23 protein-coding genes are annotated in these 24819 nt (G+C 47.9%); 14 read left to right on the top strand and 9 right to left on the bottom strand.

What is annotated here, in order from left to right:
* Positions 1–129: 129 nt before the first annotated feature.
* Complete coding sequence (locus ACJJIQ_RS08525) at positions 130–849, top strand: hypothetical protein (RefSeq protein ID WP_444933131.1); 720 nt, start codon at positions 130–132, stop codon at positions 847–849.
* Between the two features lie 797 nt (positions 850–1646).
* Here the strand turns inward: ACJJIQ_RS08525 and ACJJIQ_RS08520 are convergent.
* Positions 1647–2288, bottom strand: a complete 642-nt coding sequence (locus ACJJIQ_RS08520) for a hypothetical protein (RefSeq protein WP_445364337.1) — start codon at positions 2286–2288, stop codon at positions 1647–1649.
* Positions 2289–2656: 368 nt separating this feature from the next.
* On the bottom strand, positions 2657–3565 hold the full coding sequence (locus ACJJIQ_RS08515; protein WP_445364336.1) for a LysR family transcriptional regulator: 909 nt from the start codon (positions 3563–3565) through the stop codon (positions 2657–2659).
* Positions 3566–3716: 151 nt separating this feature from the next.
* Between ACJJIQ_RS08515 and ACJJIQ_RS08510 the strand changes: the two genes are divergently transcribed.
* The 3 genes from ACJJIQ_RS08510 to ACJJIQ_RS08500 all read left to right on the top strand — a co-directional run bounded on the left by ACJJIQ_RS08510 (position 3717) and on the right by ACJJIQ_RS08500 (position 6292).
* On the top strand, positions 3717–4727 hold the full coding sequence (locus ACJJIQ_RS08510; protein WP_445364335.1) for an NADP-dependent oxidoreductase: 1011 nt from the start codon (positions 3717–3719) through the stop codon (positions 4725–4727).
* A gap of 263 nt (positions 4728–4990) precedes the next feature.
* Positions 4991–5647, top strand: a complete 657-nt coding sequence (locus tag ACJJIQ_RS08505) for a DUF6962 family protein (RefSeq protein ID WP_445364334.1) — start codon at positions 4991–4993, stop codon at positions 5645–5647.
* Between the two features lie 51 nt (positions 5648–5698).
* Positions 5699–6292 carry a cytochrome b gene (locus ACJJIQ_RS08500; RefSeq protein ID WP_445364333.1) on the top strand — a complete coding sequence of 198 codons (594 nt, stop codon included), beginning with the start codon at positions 5699–5701 and terminating at the stop codon, positions 6290–6292.
* Positions 6293–6560: 268 nt separating this feature from the next.
* On the opposite strand, the gene arsJ is transcribed toward ACJJIQ_RS08500, so the two are convergent.
* From arsJ to ACJJIQ_RS08470, 6 genes are all read right to left on the bottom strand, one after another.
* Positions 6561–7808: an organoarsenical effux MFS transporter ArsJ gene (arsJ, locus tag ACJJIQ_RS08495; RefSeq protein WP_445364332.1), complete on the bottom strand. Its 1248-nt coding sequence runs from the start codon at positions 7806–7808 to the stop codon at positions 6561–6563.
* Between the two features lie 121 nt (positions 7809–7929).
* Positions 7930–8934 (bottom strand): ArsJ-associated glyceraldehyde-3-phosphate dehydrogenase, encoded by a 1005-nt coding sequence (locus tag ACJJIQ_RS08490; protein WP_445364331.1) that lies wholly within the window; start codon positions 8932–8934, stop codon positions 7930–7932.
* A gap of 84 nt (positions 8935–9018) precedes the next feature.
* Positions 9019–9363 carry a metalloregulator ArsR/SmtB family transcription factor gene (locus tag ACJJIQ_RS08485; protein WP_282932732.1) on the bottom strand — a complete coding sequence of 115 codons (345 nt, stop codon included), beginning with the start codon at positions 9361–9363 and terminating at the stop codon, positions 9019–9021.
* Positions 9360–9788 carry an arsenate reductase ArsC gene (locus ACJJIQ_RS08480; protein WP_445364330.1) on the bottom strand — a complete coding sequence of 143 codons (429 nt, stop codon included), beginning with the start codon at positions 9786–9788 and terminating at the stop codon, positions 9360–9362. Before ACJJIQ_RS08480 ends, ACJJIQ_RS08485 begins: the two co-directional genes overlap by 4 nt.
* A 98-nt stretch (positions 9789–9886) precedes the next feature.
* On the bottom strand, positions 9887–10702 hold the full coding sequence (gene xthA / locus ACJJIQ_RS08475) for an exodeoxyribonuclease III (RefSeq protein WP_445354300.1): 816 nt from the start codon (positions 10700–10702) through the stop codon (positions 9887–9889).
* Positions 10703–10793: 91 nt separating this feature from the next.
* Positions 10794–12893, bottom strand: a complete 2100-nt coding sequence (locus ACJJIQ_RS08470) for a carboxy terminal-processing peptidase (RefSeq protein ID WP_413665723.1) — start codon at positions 12891–12893, stop codon at positions 10794–10796.
* Positions 12894–13438: 545 nt separating this feature from the next.
* Between ACJJIQ_RS08470 and ACJJIQ_RS08465 the strand changes: the two genes are divergently transcribed.
* Together ACJJIQ_RS08465 and ACJJIQ_RS08460 are read left to right on the top strand one after the other, a co-directional pair.
* Positions 13439–14020: a TetR/AcrR family transcriptional regulator gene (locus ACJJIQ_RS08465; RefSeq protein WP_413665724.1), complete on the top strand. Its 582-nt coding sequence runs from the start codon at positions 13439–13441 to the stop codon at positions 14018–14020.
* A 422-nt stretch (positions 14021–14442) separates the two neighbouring features.
* Positions 14443–14718 carry a carboxymuconolactone decarboxylase family protein gene (locus tag ACJJIQ_RS08460; protein WP_445364329.1) on the top strand — a complete coding sequence of 92 codons (276 nt, stop codon included), beginning with the start codon at positions 14443–14445 and terminating at the stop codon, positions 14716–14718.
* A gap of 970 nt (positions 14719–15688) precedes the next feature.
* Here the strand turns inward: ACJJIQ_RS08460 and ACJJIQ_RS08455 are convergent.
* Entirely contained in the window at positions 15689–16225 is a 537-nt protein-coding gene (locus ACJJIQ_RS08455; protein WP_445364328.1) for a lipocalin family protein, read from the bottom strand.
* A gap of 217 nt (positions 16226–16442) precedes the next feature.
* On the opposite strand from ACJJIQ_RS08455, the gene ACJJIQ_RS08450 reads away from it, so the two are divergent.
* The 8 genes from ACJJIQ_RS08450 to ACJJIQ_RS08415 all read left to right on the top strand — a co-directional run bounded on the left by ACJJIQ_RS08450 (position 16443) and on the right by ACJJIQ_RS08415 (position 24739).
* Positions 16443–17702: an FAD-dependent oxidoreductase gene (locus ACJJIQ_RS08450; RefSeq protein ID WP_445364327.1), complete on the top strand. Its 1260-nt coding sequence runs from the start codon at positions 16443–16445 to the stop codon at positions 17700–17702.
* A gap of 253 nt (positions 17703–17955) precedes the next feature.
* Complete coding sequence (locus tag ACJJIQ_RS08445) at positions 17956–19125, top strand: Gfo/Idh/MocA family protein (protein ID WP_445364326.1); 1170 nt, start codon at positions 17956–17958, stop codon at positions 19123–19125.
* Positions 19126–19323: 198 nt separating this feature from the next.
* Positions 19324–20385, top strand: a complete 1062-nt coding sequence (locus tag ACJJIQ_RS08440; protein WP_445364325.1) for a sugar phosphate isomerase/epimerase family protein — start codon at positions 19324–19326, stop codon at positions 20383–20385.
* Between the two features lie 56 nt (positions 20386–20441).
* Positions 20442–21764, top strand: a complete 1323-nt coding sequence (locus tag ACJJIQ_RS08435; protein ID WP_445364324.1) for an MFS transporter — start codon at positions 20442–20444, stop codon at positions 21762–21764.
* Between the two features lie 56 nt (positions 21765–21820).
* Positions 21821–22828, top strand: coding sequence for a LacI family DNA-binding transcriptional regulator (locus tag ACJJIQ_RS08430; protein ID WP_445364323.1), 1008 nt, complete (start codon positions 21821–21823; stop codon positions 22826–22828).
* A gap of 70 nt (positions 22829–22898) precedes the next feature.
* Entirely contained in the window at positions 22899–23609 is a 711-nt protein-coding gene (locus ACJJIQ_RS08425) for a 3-keto-disaccharide hydrolase (protein ID WP_445364322.1), read from the top strand.
* Between the two features lie 3 nt (positions 23610–23612).
* A complete protein-coding gene (locus tag ACJJIQ_RS08420) occupies positions 23613–23831 on the top strand; it encodes a twin-arginine translocase TatA/TatE family subunit (RefSeq protein WP_108733294.1) in 219 nt (72 codons plus the stop codon).
* Positions 23828–24739, top strand: coding sequence for a sugar phosphate isomerase/epimerase family protein (locus ACJJIQ_RS08415; protein WP_445364321.1), 912 nt, complete (start codon positions 23828–23830; stop codon positions 24737–24739). The genes ACJJIQ_RS08420 and ACJJIQ_RS08415 overlap by 4 nt, the downstream gene beginning before the upstream one ends.
* Positions 24740–24819: the final 80 nt, after the last annotated feature.

Here is a 24819-nt window from a genome sequence, read left to right as displayed (position 1 = left end):
GGATTGTTAGTTCCCCCCAATTTGACTATTTGCTTATCTGATTTCAGGCGGATAATTTCCCTCGCTTTCCAAGTTTATAAGTTGACAACTAATTGCTAACGGAATTTCCTCAATTATAGGGACGACATAATGTACTTCAGAGTTAGTTCTGCGGGGTATGATATTTCAGGTGATATTGAATGGTTTGCGAGCTCTAAGCCTTTCAATCCCCCACAAGGGATTGTGCATAGGTCACTGCATAACCAAGCAGGAGTTATAGGTCCATTGCCAGGAGATATGGCTCGCTCCGCAATGGGGTTAATTAGCGGTGATTTGGGAGCAATAATTGGGGATCGAGATTCTGGATTGGGGCGCAGCTGGGAGAGACTTCACCTAATTGGAGTAAGCGCGGGTATTTTACATGAACGCCGTTACTCTAATTACAATACGATCATTGGCAGTCATGGCCTCAATACTGCGATGATCCCCTTTGAGGGTATTGCGAACTGGGTCTTAAATCAAAATCGTAAATTTTTCTATATTGTCAATGTGGACAAACAAAAAGTACTTAACTTTACGGATCGAAATGGAAACGTCAGAGTAGAATCTGTACCCACGAAGCTCCGTCAGGCCATCACATATACATCGGAGCTGGACCCTAATATTTGGATTACTATACGGCAAGAACACCATGACTCTCGGACAGCAAGTTTAGCTGATAATCAAGCTATTGATTACAGTGCAAGTATTACTGATGAGCTGAAAATGAAGAAAAGTAATTGGGAGCGTATTCGGGGTCGAATAGCCGCTATTGATCAACAGATTATAGATTGCCAAAATAATGCTCGCTGGAATCTGATAGACCTTTGACTTCTTGCTGATACTCATGTTGAAAACAACAAGCTGATTATATGGCTTGTGATTAATTATGGTAACTTTACGAATTAAGGCGGCCCGATTCTCAAGAGATTAGCTAGATTAATGAATTAGTATAAAGGGGTTTATATATTGCTTCTCTGCGCTTATCCAAGTAACCGATAAATAGCGAGCTAAATGCCGATATTTTAATGGTCACTCTTAGAGTCACCTACTTTGACTTAAGTGTTGAGCAACATGCGATTCAGTGGGCGTGATAGGATAGCTAATAAGGGCCGTTCACTAAACTTAGTAGGTATCTAAAATTAACCAACCAAGTAACACTTAAATTGGGCATGTAAATACCTCAGGCATATTAGGCATAATAAAATGACCAAATATCAACAATATGTTAATATTTTCATGAATTCCTAGAATGCTATAGATAGCCTTTATGGGCTGACCTATCATTATGACGTTGAAATACCTGATTCGCCGTTTTGGTTACCTTCTGTCACTTTTTTATGTCTGGGTCTGTAGGTATGCGTGAGTGGATGCTAAGCATTATTTTTACGGTTATCTGTTGTCATTCAAGTGATATAGATGTGCTAGGAATACCCGGATACACGGTTAACCGCTTTAGATAATATTGCTAAGTAGACATCCGAGGTGAAAGCAGGCTCCCCGCTCTGTTGTGCGCTTACTTTTTGTATGGGTACTTTGTGCTCGGTTGGTCTTCGGCTTTATAAATGTTAGTGAAGAGATTGGAGGGCGCCTACCTTCCAGTAGTATTTTTCGGGTAGGCGAAATTATTAATTAAATTGCTGAACATCAAAAAAACCTAAAAGCTCGTCCTTTCGACCAATATTTTGCGTGTAAAATGTCCACTGACCACTATCATCTCGAACCCCGAATACCCGTGCACAGGTATCGTAGTATGCAGTACCAAGTTTTGCTTGCTTTTTCTTGAAGTTTGCTCCTTTTCTACCTCCTTTGGGACCACCTATTGAAAGTCGCCTCTCCCCGGTTACATGGGGAGTTTTTACCATCTTCTCTAGGTCATCTCTTTGCTCGCTCCCCTTGATAGTCCCCCCCTGGGAAACATCACCTGCAACATGGATAACCGTTACACTTTTACTCTGGTCGTCATGGAACTTGAAGGTCATTCGACAGTTACTGAGGTGAGAGGTAAAGAAGTAAGGGGGACTTTTACTATTTAGAGTTACAGGTACAGCTGTTTTCCGAGCCCAGGTGAGATATGTAGCTTTCTTGCCAGAATTTCCGCTTTTTACCATCATGATTTTGTTGGGTTTTACAAATTCAAAATCAAACTCAATTTCGTAGGCACCTGATTTGCAGTCGAAGGCCTCTGTATTAAAGTCGAGTTCATAGGTTTTGAAGGCTAATTCAAAATCTTTTTCTAATAAGCTGATAAAGTCATCATAACTTGGCATGGCTCAATCCTTATGTCGCCGGCTGTTTTGATATAAATGGTTTGCCTTGGTTTATTGGTACTAGCTCTCCCTTTTAGTTACTCATAGATAAATATACTTTTGGCATAATTTCTATCTTTCAACCTAGCATATCCCCCATTATGCTTCCAAGAAAATCTACGGGTAGCTTGAAATAGATCAATTTTTATTTTTCTGTGAGGTTGTTATATGTCTAGTGTGTTGGTGGCTCGGGATATAAGTTTGTAATCGAATATAAATCTTTTCGAATAGTAGCGAGAGAAAAGTGATTCTCTAATGGCGATCTTAATCAAATTAGCATTAGTGATCGATATGATTTAAATAGTAAAGCAAGGGGTTTTAGCTTTCTTCTATCGCCCATTCAAATTTTCATAGATAAAATCTACGCAAAGCTTTATTTTGGGAATTTGGTATTTAGTGCGCTCATAAAGAAGAAATACTCCCAGATCGCCACCGGGGCTGACTGAGACTTTACCCTCGCAAGGTACCTGTACAAGCTCCCCTGTATCTAGATAGTTACAAATACTCCAGGAAGGTACGCAGAACATACCGCGGTGATTGAGGGCGGCTGCTGTTAATGCTTTGCCGTTATTGCTGATAACTTTTGGAGTCAACTTCAGGGGCTTCCAGTGCTCGTCATTGAGTATGTACCACTCAATGACGCCACGCGGCCCCCGGTATTGCAAGGTAGCAATTGACTCAATCGCCGACTTGTTTAAGGGGAAGCTATACTCCAACTTGTCGATAAACTGCGGTGTGGCCACGAGGGTGAACTCATTATCCGATAGGCGTTTGGCAATAACATGCTCATCCGGGGCAAACCCTCCGCGAATCGCAATATCAACGGGATCTTTCCCTAACTGGGACAGGTCATCGTTATAGGTTAAGTCGAATACGATATTGGGGTAACGTTGGGCAAACTTCTCAAGAAGGGGGGTTAAATGCTGCTCTCCATAAGTTGGGAGACAGCTGATGCGTATCAGACCGTTGGGCGCTTCAAAAGTCTGGCTAACCAGTTCATCAGCCTGTTCAAGCTGGCGAATTGCTTTACTTATCATCGAATAGTAGAGCTTTCCGAGCTCAGTAACCTTGACTTGGCGGGTACTGCGTTGCAGTAACTCCACTCCTAAGGACTGCTCCAGATCTTTTACGCGGCGAGAGATTGATGAAGCGGGAACCTCGAATTCCTCAGCAACGGCAGTAAAGCTATTCAGTTCTACCACCCGCTTGAAGTAACGCAATGCTCTGATTTTGTCCATAATCAACTTCTAACTGTCTGTCATCGGCTCAAAATATTCCCCATTATTGCCAAAATGACAAAAGACTTATACCTATTACCAGCTGTTTTTATGGTCGCAGTATGGGCACTATCGCTTTCAATGTTTGTTGAACCGATTGTTAGGATGACCAATGAAAGCTTTGAAAATGACTCGCTATGGGGATATTGATAGCAGCCTGGAGTTTCAGTCAGCTGAGGTTCCCACCCCCAAGGCTGGTGAAGTTTTGCTTCGGGTGCATGCCGCTAGCGTAAATCCAGTTGATAACATGATGTTGCGGGGGGAGCTTAAATCGGTACGAAGGGAAGTATTTCCGGTTGGTATTGGCCGGGATGTCAGCGGTGAAGTTGTAGCAGTGGGGAATGATGTTGCTGGATACAGTGTAGGGGACCTGGTGTTTTCCAGGGTGGGGGAGGATCATGTGGGCACTATTGCAGAATATCTCACCGTTAGTGTTTCCCACTTGGCTGCAAAGCCCGAAAACTTGTCACATAGTGAAGCGGCGGGTATTCCGCTCGTTGGGCTGACCTCCTATCAGTCTTTGATCAAAGTTGCGGGTTTGAAGTCCGGCGAGAAAGTGCTGATACATGCAGGCTCAGGTGGTGTTGGCTCTATGGCGATCCAATTGGCGAAGTCTATAGGCGCCTATGTGGTGACTACAACAAGTAGTGCGAATGTGGAGTGGGTGAAAGCACTCGGTGCCGACCTTGTTATTGATTATAAAAAAGATGACTACCGACAATTACTATCTGATATGGATGTCGTGTTCGATACTTTGGGTGGCCAGTATGCTTTGGATGCATTTCAGGTCCTGAAAACTGGTGGGCGTGTTGTCTCTGTTAAAGGGGCTTTAGATCCGCAGACAGCTGAAGAGCTTGGGCTAGGTTGGTTTCTCCGCAAGCTATTGGCGCTTAAGTCACGAAAGCTAATGAAGGCAGCGAAGGACAAATCTGCGCTCTATCGAATGGTTATTATGGAAGCTAATGGAGGGCAGCTGAGTAAGTTGGGAGGTCTGTACCGGCAGAAGACTCTTTCTCCAGTAATAGACAAGATCTATTCTTTAGAGCAAGGCAAAGAAGCTTTTTCATATCTCGCTTCAGGACGCGCTAAAGGCAAGGTGATTATATCTGTTATAGCCAGTTAATAAGAGTTGAAACGATCAATAAATGTCAGTGCCGCCTTGAAATATAATGGCGCGCTGACTCTTGTCTGTCTCTGTGCTGTTTAAACTTTGCATCTGCCTCATTATTGAGGTTGCACTAGGGAAATTGATATTATTGAGTTTTCATAAATGACACACCTATGTTCAATTGATCTTCAGAAAGTCTGATATATTGCTCTAAAGGGTTACGATTTGGGTTGGATAGAGAATGTATATGAAAGTGTGTCGACTATATTCGAAATAGAATGACTCTAGTACATGGCGAAATAGACCTACTAACTGCAATTACTAATGTCGGGCTGGCTCTGGTCGCATTTATTGGCGCCCTTTATTTGTTGGTGTTTGTAAGGAGGAAGCAGTGGAAAAGAAGTATTTGGCTTATTTTTTTCACTATCATGTTCATAGCCTCATTAGTGGCAGCTATCTATCACGGGTTTGAAATCCCCCCATATTTTCGAAGTTGCTTATGGTATGGAATACTTTTTTTACTTGGTTTACTAATTTCTTCTTTTGTTCTTGCGGTTAGCGTAGATTTGGTGAGTGAAGGTTTTTCCAAACGGGCTATTTTCCCAGTGTTATTTCTTTTCTTGATATTGTTTGTTTTTTCCTTTTCACTTAAAGATAAAATTTTTGCTTTTGCTGTTTATCAGTTTTTAATCTGCGCGGTGGCTTTCATAGGGTACTTTATATTAGCCTTAAGGAGACAAAGCTCACTGTGTGGCAGTTGGTTTATGGCACTTGGCTCGATAGTTAGTATTGTTGCAATGGCTGTCCAGTTAGATGGAAGTTTATCAGTCAATATCATTTGGGACCTTGATCACAATATTATCTACCATTTTGTCCAGGCGCTTGGTGTTGTGCTCTTTATTTTGGGTTTACGCAGATTTTACTCGGAGAGATAGTAGGCGAATTGCCGATAGAATATAGTTTTCGGAAGTGGGGAAGAGATAGAAATGAGCCTGAGAAATCAACCTGACAGTTACGGTTCAGTAGCCAAGTGGCTACATTGGTTAACGGCCTTATTGTTTTTGGGGTCCTATATTTCAGTCTACTACCGCCAGTGGTTTACCCAAGAGGAAACACCGGCGAATTGGACTGCCTTGCAGTTACATCTATCTATTGGTGTCACCATTGGGGTGATCGTCATCTTAAGAATCGTATGGCGTCTCACTAATCCGCCACCGCCATTAGAACCAGGTAGCTCCCTGGAACACTTTGCCGCTCATACCGGTCATGTTCTTCTCTACTTGATTATGATCGTCGCTCCGCTAACAGGGTATATCGGAACAGGTGTGGATACGGATTACTTTTTCCTGTTTGAAATTCCTAAGTTTGAGAGCACCCAAGCCTTTGTGGCGATAGTTCAGGATCGGATGGGGATGACATTCGAACAGTTTGAGAAGCCGGTCGATTTTATCCATAAAGAGATCCTAGGAGAGTGGGTGGTCTGGATCTTAATCCTGGGGCATGTAATGGCCGCTCTATATCACCACTACATCAAAAAGGATCGGACTTTGCTAAGAATGACCGCGACTAAGAAGTCATAGTTCTTGCGATGGTTTTGGCAGAAAGTAGTGGCAAATAGGCATTGAGCGCCAAATCCAGACATTTTAATCTCGAGTTTTTGCAGCTCCTGTGGAGCTGTGCACTTGGACTTGAGGTGGGTGTTGTATGAGGTATTTGGTCCTTGCTTTGATTCTATTTCAAATGGGGTGCATACCTGAGTCCAAACTGTATCGAATCGCGCAAGTCGAAACAGTCCCTCAGCCTACTTGCCAGCCTGCGCTGGCAAGTAGCACTCATACTGCTATCGGATCAGCTCCTACTTAAGCTGCCAACCTCCTGAGCCCCGGTTTTGTGTCTGGGCAAACCCAGTGAAACCAGTGCGGTCAACAGCAGAAAAGCACTGGAAATAAGTAGGCAAGCCACCAACCCCTGAGTTTGGAATACCCACCCCGAGAGCAGTGTCCCTAGCAATCGCCCAGCGGCATTTGCCATATAGTAGAAGCCCACATCCATAGAGACCCCATCTTCCCGAGCATAAGCAACTATCAAGTAGCTGTGTAAAGATGAATTTACGGCGAAGAGTACAGCAAACATCAAAAGTCCACCCAGTACGGCGAGCTGTGGATCCCCCCCTTTATATAATGCGATTGCGATTAATGCGGGCACTGCAGTGAGCGCTATTGCCCAGAATAGTGCGGTTCGACCATCCGGAGCCTGGGCTGAACGTGCCGTCGTGACCTTTGGGGCCTGGGTTTGCACTATGCCGTATCCGATCACCCAGGATGCCAGGAAGGTACCTACCTGCCAGTGGCTCCAACCGAACTGGCTGGCCAGGAAAATCGGTAGAGCTATAACAAACCAAACATCCCGGGAAGCAAACAAGAGTAAGCGCGCGGCCGACAATATGTTGACTGCGGGACTCTTGGAAAAGATATCTCTGAATCGGCTTTTTGCTTTGGCTTTCCCTAAGTCCCGCTTAAGAAATTTGAGACTCAATATCCAAACTATTCCAAGAGCTAGGGCCATCGATGCAATCGCGCCTTGAAAGCCAAGTGAGGCGAGTAGGGCACCGCCAAGAAAGAAGCCCAAGCCTTTTAGCGCGTTTTTCGAACCGGTAAGAAGGGCGACCCATCGATATAAGGTGCCACTGGCCTGATCGGGCACCAGTAACTTGATTGCGCTCTTCGCACTCATTTTATTCAGGTCTTTGGCGATACCGGAGAGGGCTTGGGCGGCCATAACCAAGGGGACCGAGAGATACTGACTGGGTGCCAGCAGCATGGAAAGAGCAACAACCTGTAAGGCCAGTCCCAAATTCATGGTCCGGTTGAGTCCAATCCGGGCACCGAGCCAGCCGCCGACAAGATTAGTGACTACGCCAAAGAATTCGTAGAAAAGGAAAAGCAAGGCTATTTGCAAAGGGCTGTAGCCGAGTTCGTGAAAGTGCAGCAGCACCAGCATGCGCAGAGCGCCGTCAGTCAAAGTAAATGCCCAGTAATTGCCTGTTACCAGCAAGTATTGGCGCACTGGCGACGATAAATTGTGAAGAAACTGCATGATCTTGTTCTGTGTACTGCTACTTACTAAAAGCAGGAGGAAAAAAATATGAGCTCATGGAGAGGCGTACCCCTCAGGTGCAGTGTGTTCTTTCCTTCCGGCCCCGTTGTACTTTGGCTGCTTAGCCCATGGTGCCAATCATTCGAGCCAATTCCGCCGTGCGGTTGGCGTAACCCCATTCATTGTCATACCAGGCGTAAACTTTTACCTGGGTGCCGTTAACGACCATGGTCGATAGAGCATCGATAATGCTCGATCTGGGGTCGGTTTTGTAATCCACAGAAACGAGGGGCCTTTCCTCATAGCCGAGGATATCTTTTAGTTCACCCTCTGCAGCGTCCTTAAATAACTGGTTTACTGCCTCTGGGGTAGTGGCGGTTTCCACTTCGAAAACACAATCGGTAATGGATGCGTTGGCGAGGGGAACACGAACTGCGTGGCCGTTTAGGCGGCCGGACAACTCTGGAAAGATGGTGGCAATAGCTGTAGCTGAACCTGTTGTTGTGGGAATCAGGCTGGCACCACATGCGCGGGCTCTGCGCAGATCTCCATGGGGTGCGTCGAGGATAGTCTGGGTATTGGTGATATCGTGAATAGTGGTGATTGAACCGTGACGAATACCCAGGTTTTCGTGAATAACTTTTACTACTGGAGCAAGGCAGTTAGTCGTACAGGAAGCGGCGGTAATAATCTGGTGTTTGTCTGGCTGGTATATATGTTGATTCACTCCAAGGACAATGTTCGGTACCCCATCCTCTTTAACTGGTGCAGAGACCAACACCTTCTTTACTCCTTGATCCAGGTAGGGTTGAAGAAGTTCGGTAGTTTTCATTTTACCGGAGGCCTCTACAACCAGATCACAGTTTTTCCAATTAGTCTCTGCAATAGCGGAATTGCGGCTACAGGTTATTGTTTTGCCATCAACCTGAATTGTGTTATCAACGGCTTTCGCCTCTCTGTGCCAGCGCCCGTGTACAGAGTCAAAGTTGAGCAGGTGGGCGAGAGTGGCTGCATCACCGGCAGGATCGTTAATCTGGACAAACTCAACTTCAGGCCAATCCCAGGCAGCGCGCAGTACCAGTCGGCCAATTCGGCCAAATCCATTGATCCCAATTTTGATGGTCATTGTTAATTTCGCTCCATTTTTGCCAGACACATATGAAAAATCATATATATCTAGATAGTTTAAATCTTAGGTCAGAAGGTGGTATCAGCAGCACAGACTTGTGCGCTCTGGCCGGTCTCCCATTTGAATCAGGTTGTTGAGGTCTTCGGTAATAAAGTGCTGGTTCGCCTGCAAGGTATCGAACAGTACAGACTTTGCCCAGGCATTTAAGTCCGGGTTGATTCGGTAAAACACCCACTGCCCCTGGCGGCGGTCTTGGAGCAGGTCTGAACTTCTCAGCAAGGCGAGGTGCCTGGAAATTTTCGGCTGGCTCAATTCGAGGGCTGCCGTTAGCTCGCATACGCAAAGCTCTTCCTCGTGAGCAATAAGGAGCAATGTGCGTAGCCGCGTATCATCGGCCAGGCATTTGTAAAACTGTACTGGGTTCATGCTGCTCTTTTTCGTAAATCCGCCTCGGCTTGGGCCAAGACCAGTAGTTTGATGCGAGTGCTCAACTCACGTGCCGTGGTGTAAAAAGGGCAGAAGCAGCGCCGCTTTGTCGGTTCCTTAAAATTCCAGGCAATCATCTTGTCAACTTTTGGGGAGGGTACGTATTCTTCCCGGCTTTTGTCGCAAAGTGTGATGACCAGGTCAAAAGGTTGGTCAGCTACATCTTCTACAACTTTGGGAATGAGTCCCTCTGTTGAAACCCCCAGTCGCTCCAGCGCTTGCAGAGCGCGTGGGTCCACTGTGTGGACATTGGTTCCGGCGCCAACGGCTTCGTATGAATTGCCTCCAAAATGCCGCAACAGTGCCTCAGCCATCAGTGAGCGGGCAGAGTCCCCGGCGCAAACAAACAGAACACGCCTTTTCATTGGAGGGCTCCATTTGGCTTTTTACCAATTATATATGGAAAACCATATATTCACAGTCTTAAAAATAGCCCACCGAACCAGCGGGCTGTAACCTGTGCTTATAGCTTAAACTCGGCCCATACAGGAGCGTGGTCTGATGGGCGTTCCATAGCCCGAATATCGTAGTCCACGCCAGTCCCGACACATTTTTCCAGAAGAGGGTTGGTGGCTAGAATCAAGTCGATACGCAGGCCGCGTCTGGGCTCGCGATCGAACCCACGACTGCGGTAGTCGAACCAGCTGAATACATCGTCTGTTTCTGGGTTTTGTGCGCGGAAGGTGTCGGTGAGCCCCCAGCCTTCAATTTTTTGAAGCCACTCGCGTTCTTCTGGAAGGAAGCTGCATTTGCCATCGCGCAGCCAGCGCTTGCGATTGGGTTCACCAATACCAATATCCTGGTCGCTGGGTGAAATATTCATATCGCCGATAACCAATACAGGCGCTTCGGGCTTACACGTGGTTTGCAGGTAGGTGTCCAGGTCGGCGTAGTACTTTTGCTTTGCCGGGAATTTAACCGGGTGCTCGCGATTTTCACCTTGCGGGAAATAGCCATTGATTACCGTGAGAAGCTCAGGACCACCGATATCAAATTTTCCGGCAACCATACGGCGCTGGGCGTCGCTGGCATCGGTTGGGAAACCGTATTCGCGATCAATAAAGGGCAGGCGTGAGAGCAGGGCAACGCCGTAGTGTGTTTTTTGGCCAAAATAAATCAGCTCATAGCCCAGGTCTTTTATCGCATCTACTGGAAAATCTTCGTCGGTGACTTTGGTTTCCTGTAGGCCGATGATATCGGGCTGATGGTTGTCTACCAGGGCCTGCATCTGGTGCAGGCGAGTGCGAATACTATTGACGTTAAAGGAAACAACCTTCATCTCTTCCCCCAAAATAAAAAAGGTCGGGCTAGCCCGACCTAAGAGTTAGTTCGCGGACCGGGCGCACGCCGCGCCCAGTGCCTATCAGTATTTAGAAGTTAGCAACTTGGGGCGGGGCCTTGCTGGCCTTATCGGCCAGGCCGATAAAGTCCGCCATTATATAGCCCGCTTCATTCAAAATTGGATCTTTTTCCAACTTGATCTCTACAGGACCACCAATGTTGGCCACCTCTTCAGATTCGCTTTCTTCGTATGCCTCAAAGTTCTCGTAGGGTTCAAGGCCTTTAGCTTTGCGGCGACGGTTTTCCATATCCAGCAATCGCTGATTAACGGACTTGCGCTCATTCTCTCTAGTTGATTCGTTGAGAGAGACATACTTCTTGTCAGCCCGCTCGGCGTCGAACTTGAACTGATCGCGCAGGAAAACAAAATCTGGATCTGTTTCCGTGCGCTTGTTGTGCTTGGTAATCAAGTTCGGGATCAGCATCTTCAAGTTGAAATACTTCGCATGAGGCACAGCGTGGATACGGTCCCAGGGCAGGGCAGTATCGTAAGCACTTTCACCGACATTTTCGGCATCAATCAACTGTGGCATATCGATGTCCGGCTTCACACCCGCGTGCTGTGTGCTGTCTCCGGAAACCCGGTAGAACTTGGACTGGGTAATTTTCAACTGGCCTTCCTTCAGGGGAGCCATAGTTTGCACAGTACCCTTACCAAAGGATTGGTTACCCACTACCAGGCCTCGGTTGTAATCCTGGATTGCACCGGCAAAAATCTCGGATGCTGAGGCCGACAAGCGATTAATCAATACCATCAGCGGCCCGCGGTACATGGCGCGGGAGCGCGAGCGGTTATGGCGGGAAATCTGCTCATTGGCATGACGGATCTGTACAACAGGACCCTGATCAATAAACAGATCGGTGAGCATGGTGGCTTCTTGCAGTGAACCACCGCCGTTGTTGCGAAGATCCAGAATAATACCGTCAACCTTCTCCTCTTTAAGTTCACTCAGCAGACGGGCAACGTCTCGCGTGGTGCTCTTATAGTTGGGGTCGCGGCGGCGATAGGCATCAAAGTCGATATAGAAGGTCGGCAGGTTAATCACACCGATCTTGTAATTCTTGCTGCCGTCAGAGAATTCAAACACTGCCTTCTTGGCCGCCTGATCTTCAAGCTTCACTTTGCTGCGCTTGATCAAGATAGTCTTATGAGTGCCGTCACCACCAGTGGGGATGGTTTCCAGGCGAACATAGGTACCGGCCTTGCCGCGAATCAAGTCGACAACATCATCCAGGCGCCAGCCCACTACATCGACCATTTCGCCTTCTTTATCCTGGCCAACACCCACGATTTTATCGTTGGGCTTGATCTTGCCAGTGCGATCGGCTGGACCACCGTGCACCAGGCGAGCAACTTTGGTGTATTCCTCGTCTGCCTGCAGCACAGCACCGATACCCTCCAAGGAGAGGGACATGCTCATATTAAAGTTTTCCAATGAGCGCGGTGACAGGTAGTTGCTGTGTGGATCGTAGAGACGAGTCAGTGAGTTCATATAGAGCTCAAATACATCGTCGCTCTTCTGCTGCTCGAGACGCTTCTTTTGGCCTTTGTAACGGCGTACGAGAAGGTCTTGGATTTCCTCATCGGTTTTACCGGTAAGGCGCAGATTCAGGATGCTGCTCTTTAAGCGCTTACGCCAAAGCTCATCTGCAGCGCTGATCGAGTTGGGCCACTGGCTTTCCTCCCGATCCAGCTCAAGGGTCTCTTCCCGAGAAAAGTCATAGGCGGGCAGGCCTTTCTCTAGTTGGGACAGGATGTTATCTAGCCGGTCGCCCATACGCAGACGGAAACGGTTGTAGATACTGAACCCTGCGGTGACATCACCAGCGCGAAGCTGGTCATCCATCTCTGCTTCCCACGCGCGGAACTCATCGATATCAGAGGCGAGGAAGTAACTTTTAGTGGGATCGAGTGCATCGATATACTCGTTCCACAAGTTCTCGGACATTTCGTCGCCGATTTTGATTTTGTTGTAGTGCAGCATTTCAAGCTTGCTGACTATCTCTTGTGCAGTACCACCTTGACCCTCTTCGGGGGCTATTCGCTCTGGCTCTGCCAGAACGCTTGTGGAAAGAAGGCCAATGACCAAGAAGCCGGAAAAGTAAGCGGCGATCCGATTGGTAAGCATAGGGAGTCTCTTTATACGTCCTACTTCATAGGCGTCCGGCCCTTATGGCTCGGCGACCTATAGCTTAGGACAAGTATAAAGGCTGAAAGCTCCAAAGGGCATGAAATACCTCTAATCAGAGATGGATCTTTTTCTTTAACACTGTATTTAGCAAAATAGCTTTCCTATTGAGTGTGAAATTGAGGCATTTTTTCTCGTTTTGAAGGCTTGAGTATGTATGGTCATCATAACTATTGTGTAACTGCAACTGTAAAAAAGCGTTAAAAACAAGCACTTTGACTAATAGGTCAGCACCACTTTGATGACCTTGAAGGCTTTTAGGGTCATGAAGTTGCACCAGTTACCACTTTATTAATTCGAGTGAGCGCTCCTCGGCTAGAAGTGTTGCTCCAATAATCACTGTGACCGCAAAAATGGTGTTTTGATTTCGGAGCAATAGGCGAATATCGGGCGAGTGCCAGTATCTGTATCTGCGAATCGTGTTTTTACCACTTGGTCCAAACAGTGGTAACATGGCCAGTAGATTTGTTTGAGGTGAGGTGCTTATGCCTTGGGAGAAAAGTTTCGATGTCGATAGCGCAGTCGATAAAGCGACGGAAGCCTTTTGGAAAAAAGGCTTTGAAGCGACTTCTCTGGCCGACCTGCTCAAAGCTACTGGGCTGACTAAAGGGAGCTTTTATAATGCCTTTGGCAGTAAGAAGCAGCTTTTTACCCTGAGTTTACTCAAGTATGAGAGAGAGCAGCGGCGCGATGTAATGGCCCGGCTTGAGTCGTTGGAAGATCCTATCGGCGCTATCAGTCAGCTTTTCGACTCCCTAATTGAACAAAGCCTTGCAGATCCGGAAAAGAAGGGCTGCTTTTTGGTTAATACCGCACTCGATATGCCTAACCTGGATAGCGATATTGGGGATGCTGTAAAAAAGGGCTTGCGGGATACTGAGTCATTTTTTGCAAGGCAGGTTCGCCTGGGGATAGAGAAAGGTGTGATATCTGATCGAGTAGACCCGGAAGTCTGCGCCAATAGTTTACTGACTCTTTTAGTCGGCTTGCGAGTGTTGGCACGTGGAGTTTTTAATAAGGAAAGCCTCTCCAGAATTAAGGTACAGGCATTAGACTTGCTGCGTTGACCTGATCTTTCTTCTGGTGTTGAAAGCTTTTCGTAGGGCCTTGGCACCGTCCTTTGGGTTGCCAGGGCTGCACTGTGATTTCCCTCTCCTGACCTCCATTGATCTTCCTGTCAATTTTGCATTGGATAGGGCTTCATATTTTTTCTGCTCATTCTCAGTAGGCATTAATGCATAGCAAATAGTTATATAAATCATATTTACCGATCGGTACAAACTCATTAGTATTGTTTGTAGCAATCGGTACATACAGTTTACAGGGGTGTCTCCCCTTATTTTTTAACCAGGTTTGGACCGATCGCTACAAACAAGTGAAACTATCTAGTTAGGAAATATGATGGCTACTTTCAAGACTCACACGATTGAATCCGCTCCTGTTGCTGCTCAGCCTCTTCTTGCAGGCGCTAAGAAATCGATGGGCTTTTGTGCCCAATCTATTCGCAACTATGTCAGAGGCCCCCGCATTACTTGAGGGTTATACGACCTTGGCGGGAATTTTCGATAAAACCAATCTTTCCGAGACAGAGCGCCAAATCATCTTAATGACAAACAACCGCCTGAACGGGTGTCGTTACTGTATGGCTGCTCACACATCCATTTCCCAAATGGCCGGTGTTGAAGCGGAAATTAATGAAGCACTGCGTATAACACACCGATTGCAGATGAAAAGCTTGAGGCATTACGTACATTTGCTGCGGTAGTGAATGAAAGCCGTGGCTGGCCGACGGAGGAACAAGTCAGCACATTCCTTGCTGCTGGCTACACGTAGCAGAGCGTACTGGAAGTGGTTCTAGGCACCGCTTTAAAAGTTATGTCGAACTATACAAATCACATTGCCGAGACCGCCTTGGATAGCTCCTTTGCAGCCAATGAGTGGACTCCGGAAGGAGAGACAGTGGTCTACCCCGTGATCTAGGGCTCTGTGGGTCACTATCCAATTTTGAAGCAATATGGTGTTGGGAGGTGCTCCTCAATTATAAAGCGGATCTGCATGGCTCTTAGGGAGAGTGTGCCTCCTGATAGAGGAATTTTGAAAGTGTAAAAGTGTCTAAGTATGTGGGAGAGAAAGGGCTATTGACTGCAATCATATGCCAAGTGTGCCCTTTCATTTAGTGACAGCAGCTTGTCTCGTACAGGATGGTTGAGGGCTGCAAGGAGTAAGTAGCAATGTTTGGGTAATTTTATTGATTGACTGATGAGACTACCAGAATGGTAGTCCCAAGATGTAAGTTTATTAGCGCGCAAACTCAGATTTAGTCCTGCCTGGAAATGAGCCTGAAGTCTGAGTGGCGCGCTTTCAGAGGCGGCAATTGCAGTATATTTTTTGAACATTTTAAATTGGCTGTTTTTCCGCGAGATCCTCGCCCATTTTGAGAGCTAGAAAATAATTTCATGGAAGCTGGAAATTGGCTGGCGCAACTGAGGCGTTTGCCAGTTACGGTAAAGTGGTTCTCATAACCGCTCCGTAAGGTTGTTCTTGTCTTAAGTTGATTGGTACTTGTCAGTTAAGGTAAAAGCTGGGCGGCCAGGCAAGAGAAAGCATACAAATAACTTAATAATGCACTTTTAATAGGGCTTATAACTAATTGATTTTAAAGAAATAAAGCAAAGTTAAAGTAATCCGTCAAGAAAGAGAGAGGGTGTCGCGAGTGCAACACCCGTATATATTCTTTAATCGGTCGGTTGGCGGGTCATGATGATGTGGTCAATGTTGTAACCATGCTTTGTAACTGCCAGGTCTAGTAGATAGTCTGTAATAGCTTCATCCAGCTGGGGAGTGCGGCTTAACAGGTAGAGGCTGGAGCGGTCCGGATCACCAACGAGTGACCACTGATAGCCAGGATCTAGCTCTAGTATCCAGTAGTCGCCGGCAGCTTTACCCTCAAAGAAGGTGATAGCGAGTTTACTGTTGGTCTCATCAATGGGGGCTCCAGTGCCCTGAACACTGATCGGGAACCCATATTTTGGGTGTAAGATTCGACAAAAATTGAAAACGCTGATAGATCCATCATCATTAAGGCCGTAGTCCGCTGTTACCGCAGTACAAGCCGGCTGGAAAATTTGCGGTAGCCGGGCAATCTCATACCACTTGCCGAGATACTGATTCACATCGACATAGGGAACCGTTTCCAGTTCATCATCTGCCAGAACGGCCTGGGTACTGAGTGCAAACAGTACAATCCCTATACCTCTCAATAAACTCTTCATTTCCTCGCTCCTTGTGTTCGCAGTGTTTTAGGCCGCCAGCTTCATAGCTAAGCGACAATCTCTTTACGGGGATATAACTGGAACGGATTAACCAGGTTCTGTGTTTAATCTGAATTTCAAAAAAGTGTCACCTAGGTGAATGAGCTGAGGTCCTAGAAGTTGACAGAAGTCCAGCCTTTGCTAAGTGGTGATAGATAGGATTTGTTTGAGGCTGACCATGGCTAAAACGGTAGACGTAGACGTCCTGGTATTAGGGGGCGGAATTCAAGCGATTTCATTGTTGCGAGAGCTATCAACAGATTTTTCTGTGCTGGCAATAGATCAGGGGTTAGACGATGCTGAGTCGTTACACTTTCATGGCTATTTCTCCTCAGGCTGGAATGCGGCACACCCAAGTGCGGCAAAGGCTTACTTAAAGGCCGCACAGTTTTGGCGCACACAACTGGAGAGCGATGGTGTTGATAGCCACATAACAGATTTCTATGCCGCGCTTCCCCGAGAATTTTTAGATACTGTCGAGCCCAACTGGATTGCGGCGGGTATTCCAGTGGAAGAGGTTCCGATACCAGCTCCACTGGTAACAACTAGCTTGCCATCGCATCAGTGCTTTCGATTTGCTGATGACCTTATGTTTGACGGCGCTGAAGCCTATCGTCGTTTTAGTGCTCCTGTTAGCGAGATGTTGGTGAAAGGGAGTATCCGAAAATTCGACAAAGATAGTGGTGGCGTGACTGAGGTCTCTGCCGATATCGGTGGTAGTTCCCACCAAATAAAACCCCAGTTGGTTCTCTCAGCATGCGGGGCGGGCAATGCAGCAATACTCGAAAGTCTTGGAGTGCCAGCTCAAGGTGTGCGGGATAGTCAAGTTGTTCGGCCCCTACATATGTTGCTGGCTAAGGGGGCTAATACCCCTCCAATCTCAGCCTTCCTGATGGACATGGTAGTGGCATATCACCCGCTGGAAAGTGGAGAGGGACTTTGGATACTCACCCTCAATCCAGAGCACCCCAGATTTCGCTCTGGTATGGTTGACATGAGGGTGGCCCCACCCATAGAGAGGGCGTTAATCCGGGATACCCTGGATAGATTGGCAAATTGTATGACCGGGTTTGAGGATTGGGCAGCCGGCTGCCATTGGGGTGTTTACGCAGGTTGGAAAACTGACGCTCCAGGGCCGGATGGGGATGCTCTTGTGCAGTTAAACTATCCGCGTCCATACCACATCCACAGCTTTGATATAGCCAATTTCTTGGCGGTTTGGCCGAATCACTGGGGTCTCGCCGTGGAAGCTGCAAAGGAGGCCGGGAAATGGGTTCGCTCAAAAGCTAGGCCTCGGCATCCCCAATCTGAAGCGACAGGTAGCTTGCTGTCGCTGTCAGTTGGTCATCAAGCTATTTGTAATAAATGGCAAAGCGACGAGCTGAAGTGGCACTCTTGGGCTGAGTTTGTCCAGAAAATGGGCCTGCCAATCAGGTGATTTGCTTAGTATTTCGGCGTCGAGCCATTAGTCTATGAGTCCAATAAGGCGATATTAACAACGTATTTCGCTTGCAAAGACATTTTTTTTCTGTATCTTAAATTGAAATGTAACCGGTTACATTCTGTTTCAAACGGTGGAGTGCTACGAAAACCGCGATTTGGAAACAGCGTGTCCGCTTACAAAACACGGAAATAAAAATAAATAGGCTGTTTATTCAGCTGGTTCTTTGAGTGGCCCGAGGGGATGGGGTTTGGTTAAAAAAATAAGAATGGGCATGGTTGGTGGTGGAGAGGGTGCTTTTATTGGTGCAATCCATCGGATGGCAGCAGCTCTCGACGGTGAGATAGAACTAGTCGCCGGCTGCTTTAGTGGCGATTCCGAACGCAGTCGTAAAACTGGTGAAAAGCTGGGGCTACACCCGGACCGGATTTACCAAAGCTATCAACAGATGTTCCAAGAGGAATCCCGTCGCAGCGCTGATGATCGAGTTGAATTTGTATCTGTAGTAACTCCCAACCATCTCCATTTACCCGTTTCTATTGCTGCGTTGCGGGCGGGATTCCATGTCCTCTCCGACAAGCCAGCCGCCTCCACTTTGGAAGAAACACTTGAGCTTAAAAAGGAAGTGGAGCAAAGCGGGCATCTTTATGGTTTGACCCACACTTATGCTGCTTACCCTCTGGTTATGCAAGCGAGAGCAATCCTGGGCAGGAGAGAGTTGGGGTCTATTCGACGAGTTACCGTTGCCTATCCGCAGGGGTGGCTGGCACTAGCCGGTGATTCCACGGGAAGTAAGCAGGCGAGTTGGCGAACAGATCCTGCACGTTCGGGAGAAAGTGGCTGCTTTGCGGATATAGGCACCCATGCTCATCATCTGGTGGAGTTTTTTACTGGCCAGCATATCTCTGAAGTCTGCGCAGACGTGCAAGCGGTAGTTGATGAAAGAGCGTTGGATGATGACGGTGCAGCGCTATTTAAATTAGATCAGGGCGCCCGAGGAACACTTACAGCCAGTCAAGTCTGTGGAGGAGAGGGGAACAACCTGAATATCAGCGTTTACTGTGAAGACGGTTCGCTGTTTTGGGAGCAGGAAGCCCCAAACCAATTGCTAGTAAAGCGCAGGGGGCAGCCTGTGGCGATTTGGAAAGCCGGTGCGGATTGTGAGTATCTGGATGGAGACGTCAGGTCTTTCTGCCGGACACCTCAAGGGCACCCGGAGGGCTATATAGAGGCCTTCGCCAATATCTATCGCGATTTTGCTGGTCAAGTCCGAGGCCGCCGGAAGGGGTTAGTTTCAAAGAACAGTCCCGCCGTTGGGAACATTGATGCAGGTGTTCGCGCGATGGCATTTGTGCGCGGTGTGCTGGAGAGCAGTCGCGCAAAATCCTCATGGGTTTCCCTGGCGCCTTATTGGAAGTGAGCGGCCAGGTCCAACCTCACAGAAATTAGGTATCTCTGGCAGGGTGGGCGTCCGGCAGCTAGTACGGCACAGGGAGGTGCCGATGTCGGCCTGCGGCCAGTTACCTTTTGAAGAGTTTTCTCAAAAGGTGCAAACCAATCGCTTGGAAAGGGTTGGTTGCAGAATTAATAAGTACAGCAGTAAAAAGGATAACAATAAATGAAGGCACCCAGAATTCAGGGGCCCGGAATTTTTCTCGCCCAGTTTCTCCCATCGAGCGAACAGCCAGCTTCGCTTGAATCTATGGCTCGTTGGGCATCAGACCTGGGGTACAAAGGCATCCAGGTTCCCACTTGGGACAAGCGGATTTTCGATCTTGAGCTGGCCAGTAAAAGCCAAGCTTACTGTGATGATGTACTGGGGATCTGTGAGGAGGCTGGAGTACAGATTTCTGAATTGTCTACGCACTTGCAAGGGCAGTTGGTCGCAGCTCACCCAGCCTATAAGGAAATGCTGGATATTTTTTCTCCAGAGGCAGTACGCGGAAACTTGCAAGCCCGTGCAGAGTGGGCGAGCAATCAATTAGTTCTTGCAGCCCGGGCCAGTGCCAACCTGAAGCTCAAATCCCATGCAACTTTCTCCGGCGCTTTACTCTGGCACACTTTTTATCCATGGCCCCAGCGCCCAGCGATGTTGGTTGAAGAAGGTTTTCGCGAACTGGCCCGTTTGTGGCGTCCGATATTGGATGCGTTTGACAGCGCGGGGGTCGATGTCTGCTATGAGCTGCACCCTGGTGAAGACCTGCATGATGGCTTGACCTTCGAGCGGTTTCTTTACGAGGTGGAAGATCACCCTAGAGCCAACATCTTGTATGACCCAAGCCATTTGCTTTTACAGCAAATGGATTACCTGGCCTTTATCGATATCTATCACGAGCGAATCAAGGCTTTCCATGTGAAAGATGCGGAGTTTCATCCGAGTGGAAGGGCTGGAGTGTACGGTGGTTACGCCCCCTGGATTGACCGACCCGGTCGCTTCCGCTCCCTGGGGGATGGTCAGGTAGATTTTCGTGGGATTTTTAGCCGGCTGACCCAGTACGGTTACGATCGCTGGGCGGTATTGGAATGGGAGTGTTGCATTAAGGATCAACAGCAGGGGGCCAGCGAGGGTGCACCATTTATTCGAGAGCACCTGATAACCGCGGCTGACAAAGCTTTTGATGATTTTGCCGGTGCTGAAACAGATCGCGCTCGAAATCGTAGGATTTTAGGGCTGGACTAGTTTTTGCCAATCCCAGTGAACAACGAATAACAATAAATCATGCGGAGACTGGATAGATGAGTACACAGACAAAGGCTTTGCACAGGAACGTCTTCCTGGTGGGAAATCTGTCAATCTTTATGATTGGCCTTGGGTTTGCTGTGAGGGCTTCGATCGCCGGCAACTTACAGTCGGATATTTATGATCATATTGATCTTGCCAACTCCACCGCAATGGTTGGAGAAGCGCTTGGATTTACCTTTACAGGGTTTGCGCTAACCCTGCTATTTGGCAGCGCATTGGTAGATTTGGTCGGTATCAAGCGGATGCTAATGCTCTCATCGATAGGCTATGTATTGGGCAGCCTGCTTATTATTGCAGCATCTTTGGTGACCCCGGGGGAGGGCGTTGAGAATCTGGTTCTTGCGGGGCTTTTACTTACCGGTTTGGGCTGGGGGGCCGTGGAGGCCGCCAGTAACCCAATGGTTGCAGCGGTTGACCCTGAAAATAAAACTCAGCGGCTAAATGTACTACATGCCTGGTGGCCTGCCGGGATTGTGGTGGGCGGATTACTTGGGTTAGCCATTTCTGCGCTTGAACTTCCCTGGCAGTTGAACCTGATTGTTTTGGCCCTACCGGCTGTGGTCATGGCGTGGCTTGTGTCCAGAACAGAATTCCCGGTAACTGAACGGGTTTCCTCTGGCATCAGTTATGGCGAGATGTTTAAAGAAGTTTTCAGGCAGCCGATGTTTATCGTGCTATGGATCTGTATGTGGCTAACCGCTGCAACAGAGCTGGCTCCAGGGCAGTGGGTTGACCTGACGCTCTCTCGAGTAGTCGGTATGAAGGGCATTCTCATTCTGGTTTATGTCAGCATGTTGATGTTTGTAATGCGCCACTTTGCCGGACGGCTGGCCAAAAAACTCTCTCCCATTGGACTCTTGTGGCTCAGTAGTTTACTTGCAGCTGTTGGCCTCTATTGCTTAGGAATGGCGAGAACCCCGGTAACTGCATTCTTAGCGGCAACAGTTTGGGGCATCGGTGTCTGCTATATGTGGCCCACCATGCTCGCTACGGTATCCGAGCGTTTTGTACGCGGTGGCGCACTGTTTTTGGGGTTGCTGGGGTTTGCTGGGGGAATGTCTATTCAGTTCGTACTGCCGAAACTTGGAGAAATTTTCGACAACGCCAAGATTGAGGCTGCCGGTGGTTTGGAAGCCTTTGAAAAGTTAACGGGCGATGAACTGGATGCTGTGTTGGCAACTGCCTCTATCGAATCATTCCAGTCACTGGCCGTGGTTCCCCTTATCTTGCTGCCGATTTTTGCGTTTATCTGGTTTTGGGATCGCAGGCAGGCAGCGAGCAAAGTGCAAGGTGTCACTGCAGTAGGCAACCAGTAGGCGTTTTCCATTTGTGCGAAAATAGTCGACTACTAACAACAAGGTAACGGAAAAGTATGTCAAACATTCGCGAAGTTGCACGTCGCTCCGGTGTTTCCGTCGCGACCGTGTCCAGAGCCCTGAAAGACCCGCAAATGGTTTCTCCGCGGACCAGGGAGCGCGTGCTGAAAGCAGTGGAAGAGGCCGGCTATCGGCCCAATATGTTGGCGAGAAACTTTAGTTCCGGTAAGTCATTTGCGGTGATGGTTCTGGTCCCAAATATCGCCAATCCATTTTTTTCCAAAGTTATCCGAGGGATAGAAAAGGCAGCTCAAGACCAGGGTTACTCCGTATTGCTGGGAGATACCAAGGGCGAACCAGCTCACGAGCAGTTCTATGCGGGAATGGCGCTGACGAACCAGGCAGATGGGCTTATTCAACTGGATAGCCGCTATCCATTTGCAGAGAAAGATGCAGCTTTAGCAGCGTCGATTCCAATGGTAAATGCGTGTGAGCGCATTGCTGAAGACGACCGCTATCCGGTTGTTGAACTGGATAATTCTGGCGCGGCGCAAGCCATGGCTCGCCATTTGATCGAGCTGGGTCACCGCCGGATCGGCATAGTGACCGGCCCACTTAATAGTCCGATTGTGCGTGATCGCCTGGCCGGTTTTGAGGAGGAGATGCAACGGCACGGTCTCGAATTGAATTCTGACCTGGTTGTAAACGGAGAATTCACTATGCCGTCTGGTGCGGAGGGTGCAAAAAAACTGCTTTCTTTAGCCAGTGCGCCTACCGCCATTTTTTGTATGAATGATGAAATGGCTATTGGTGCTGTTCATCAAGCGAAGGAAATGGGTTTTCAGGTGCCTGCGGATGTGTCGGTGGCGGGCTTCGATAATATTGAGTTTTCGCAATTTACGGACCCACCCTTGACAACAATTGACCAGCCCGCAGAGAAGCTGGGCAGATATGCGATGGAAACCTTGCGCCGCATTATTGATGGAAAACCGTTAAAAGCGAGTCGAACTATTTTGCCCTTTGATTTAGTGGCAAGGGGAAGTACGGCCCGCTATCAGGATTAATAAAGTACGGATGTAAAACCATCACGGCGAACTGATTAGATAAACACCAATTCATGTGGAGATAACAACGATGAAAAAATTCACTGAGACAAAATTTTGCACGTCTTTACTGGCCTCTGCAGCACTACTAGTCACACTAGGGGGTTGTGAACGGATGCCGGAAAAGTCCGGTATACAAGCGGATAAGGACTGGAGGCATTTATTCGACGGTAAAACGTTGCAGGGTTGGACCGGTGCCAATGGCTCCAATGTAGGAGAGGCCTGGCAGGTCGTTGATGGTAACCTGGTGCTCACTGCTGGCGGAGCGGGGGATATCGTCACTGCAGATAAGTTTTCTGACTTTGAGCTGGAACTGGAATGGAAGATATCTGAAGGCGGCAACAGCGGCATTATTTATCGGGTAGCTGGTGGCAATGCACCAGTCTGGATGTCAGGTATGGAATACCAAGTACTTGATAACAGTGCTTTTCCCGAACTGGAAAAACTGAGCCACAGCGCGGGATCAGTCTTCGACTTGTATGCACCCAGCGAAGATGAGGTAAAGCCGGCGGGAGAATTCAATAAAACGCGTATTCGAGTGGAGAATGGCCGGGTTGAACATTGGCTGAATGGAAGCATGATTGTCAGCTATGAACTTTGGTCTGAAGATTGGGATACACGTCTTGCCAACAGTAAGTTTTCCTCTTACCCCGATTTTGCCCGTAGTGAGAGTGGTTTTATTGCTTTACAAGACCACGGCGACAAAGTGTGGTACCGCAATATCAGAATTCGGGAGCTGTAAATCATGGGTATTTCAGGCGTGGGTATTTGGCAGGTACTTATTGTTCTTGTGTTAGCGGTTCTACTATTTGGTAGTGGCAAGATCCGCCGTCTGGGAGAAGACCTTGGAGGAGCGATTAGTGGTTTCCGCCGCTCATTGCATCAAAGCGATAAGGATGGCACTAGAGAAGATTCCCCAGGTAACTTGTCTGGCAATCTACTCCAAGCTGGGGAGCGGGAATGAAGCGTAGAACTTTGCTACAGGTTGGTACCGGCTTGGCTGCAGCTGCTTTTACCGCACCCTTGTTTGGCAATAGTGGGCGAATCATTACCAATACCCCAGGTGGCCCTGTGAAAATTTCCCTGGCCCAATGGTCCCTGCACCGGCAATTGCGAAGTGGCACTCTCAAGGTATTGGATTTCCCTATTAAGGCAAAAAAGGCATTTGCAATTGACGCGGTAGAGTATGTCAATCAGTTTTTTGCCGATAAGGCCAGGGATCAGAATTTTCTTTCAGCGTTGAGAGCGCGTGCAATAGATCACGGGGTTAAAAGCCTTTTGATTATGGTTGATGCAGAAGGTGATCTTGGCAACTCAAATGCTAGCGAAAGACAACAAGCGGTAGAAAATCATTTCCAGTGGGTTGAAGCGGCCAAATATTTGGGTTGCCACTCTATCAGGGTGAATGCTGACGGACAGGGTAGTAGCAAGGAGGTTAGTTCTGCTTGTAGAGATGGGCTGCGGGCTCTCTCAGAGTTTGCCTTGGATTTCGACATCAATATTGTGGTGGAGAACCACGGTGGCTATTCCTCCAACGGACTTTGGTTATCCCAGTTATTACAGTCAGTGGATATGCCGAACTGTGGAAGTTTGCCAGACTTTGGAAACTTTGGTGACTACGACCGCTACTTGGGAGTAGAGCAGTTGATGCCCTTTGCCCGCGGAATCAGTGCAAAGAGTTTTTCATTTGATAAGCGGGGAAATGAGACCAATACGGATTTTGCCCGGATGCTGCGGATAATTCAAAAGGCGGGTTACAAGGGGTATATCGGCATTGAGTATGAAGGCGCCGGCGATGAAGACTGGGGGATCAAAGCAACGAAAGAGCTTTTGCTGCGCTTGTCGCGACAGGGTGAGCTATATGGTGAGTAAGTAATAATTATTAGATTAAAAATGTAACCGGTTACTCTCATTTTTTGATCAAAGTATTTAGAGATTTCTAGGTTCGTTAA

The organism is Microbulbifer maximicatervae (SeqCode) (genome assembly GCF_052468295.1).
This window is presented reverse-complemented; position numbering and strand designations above follow the sequence as displayed.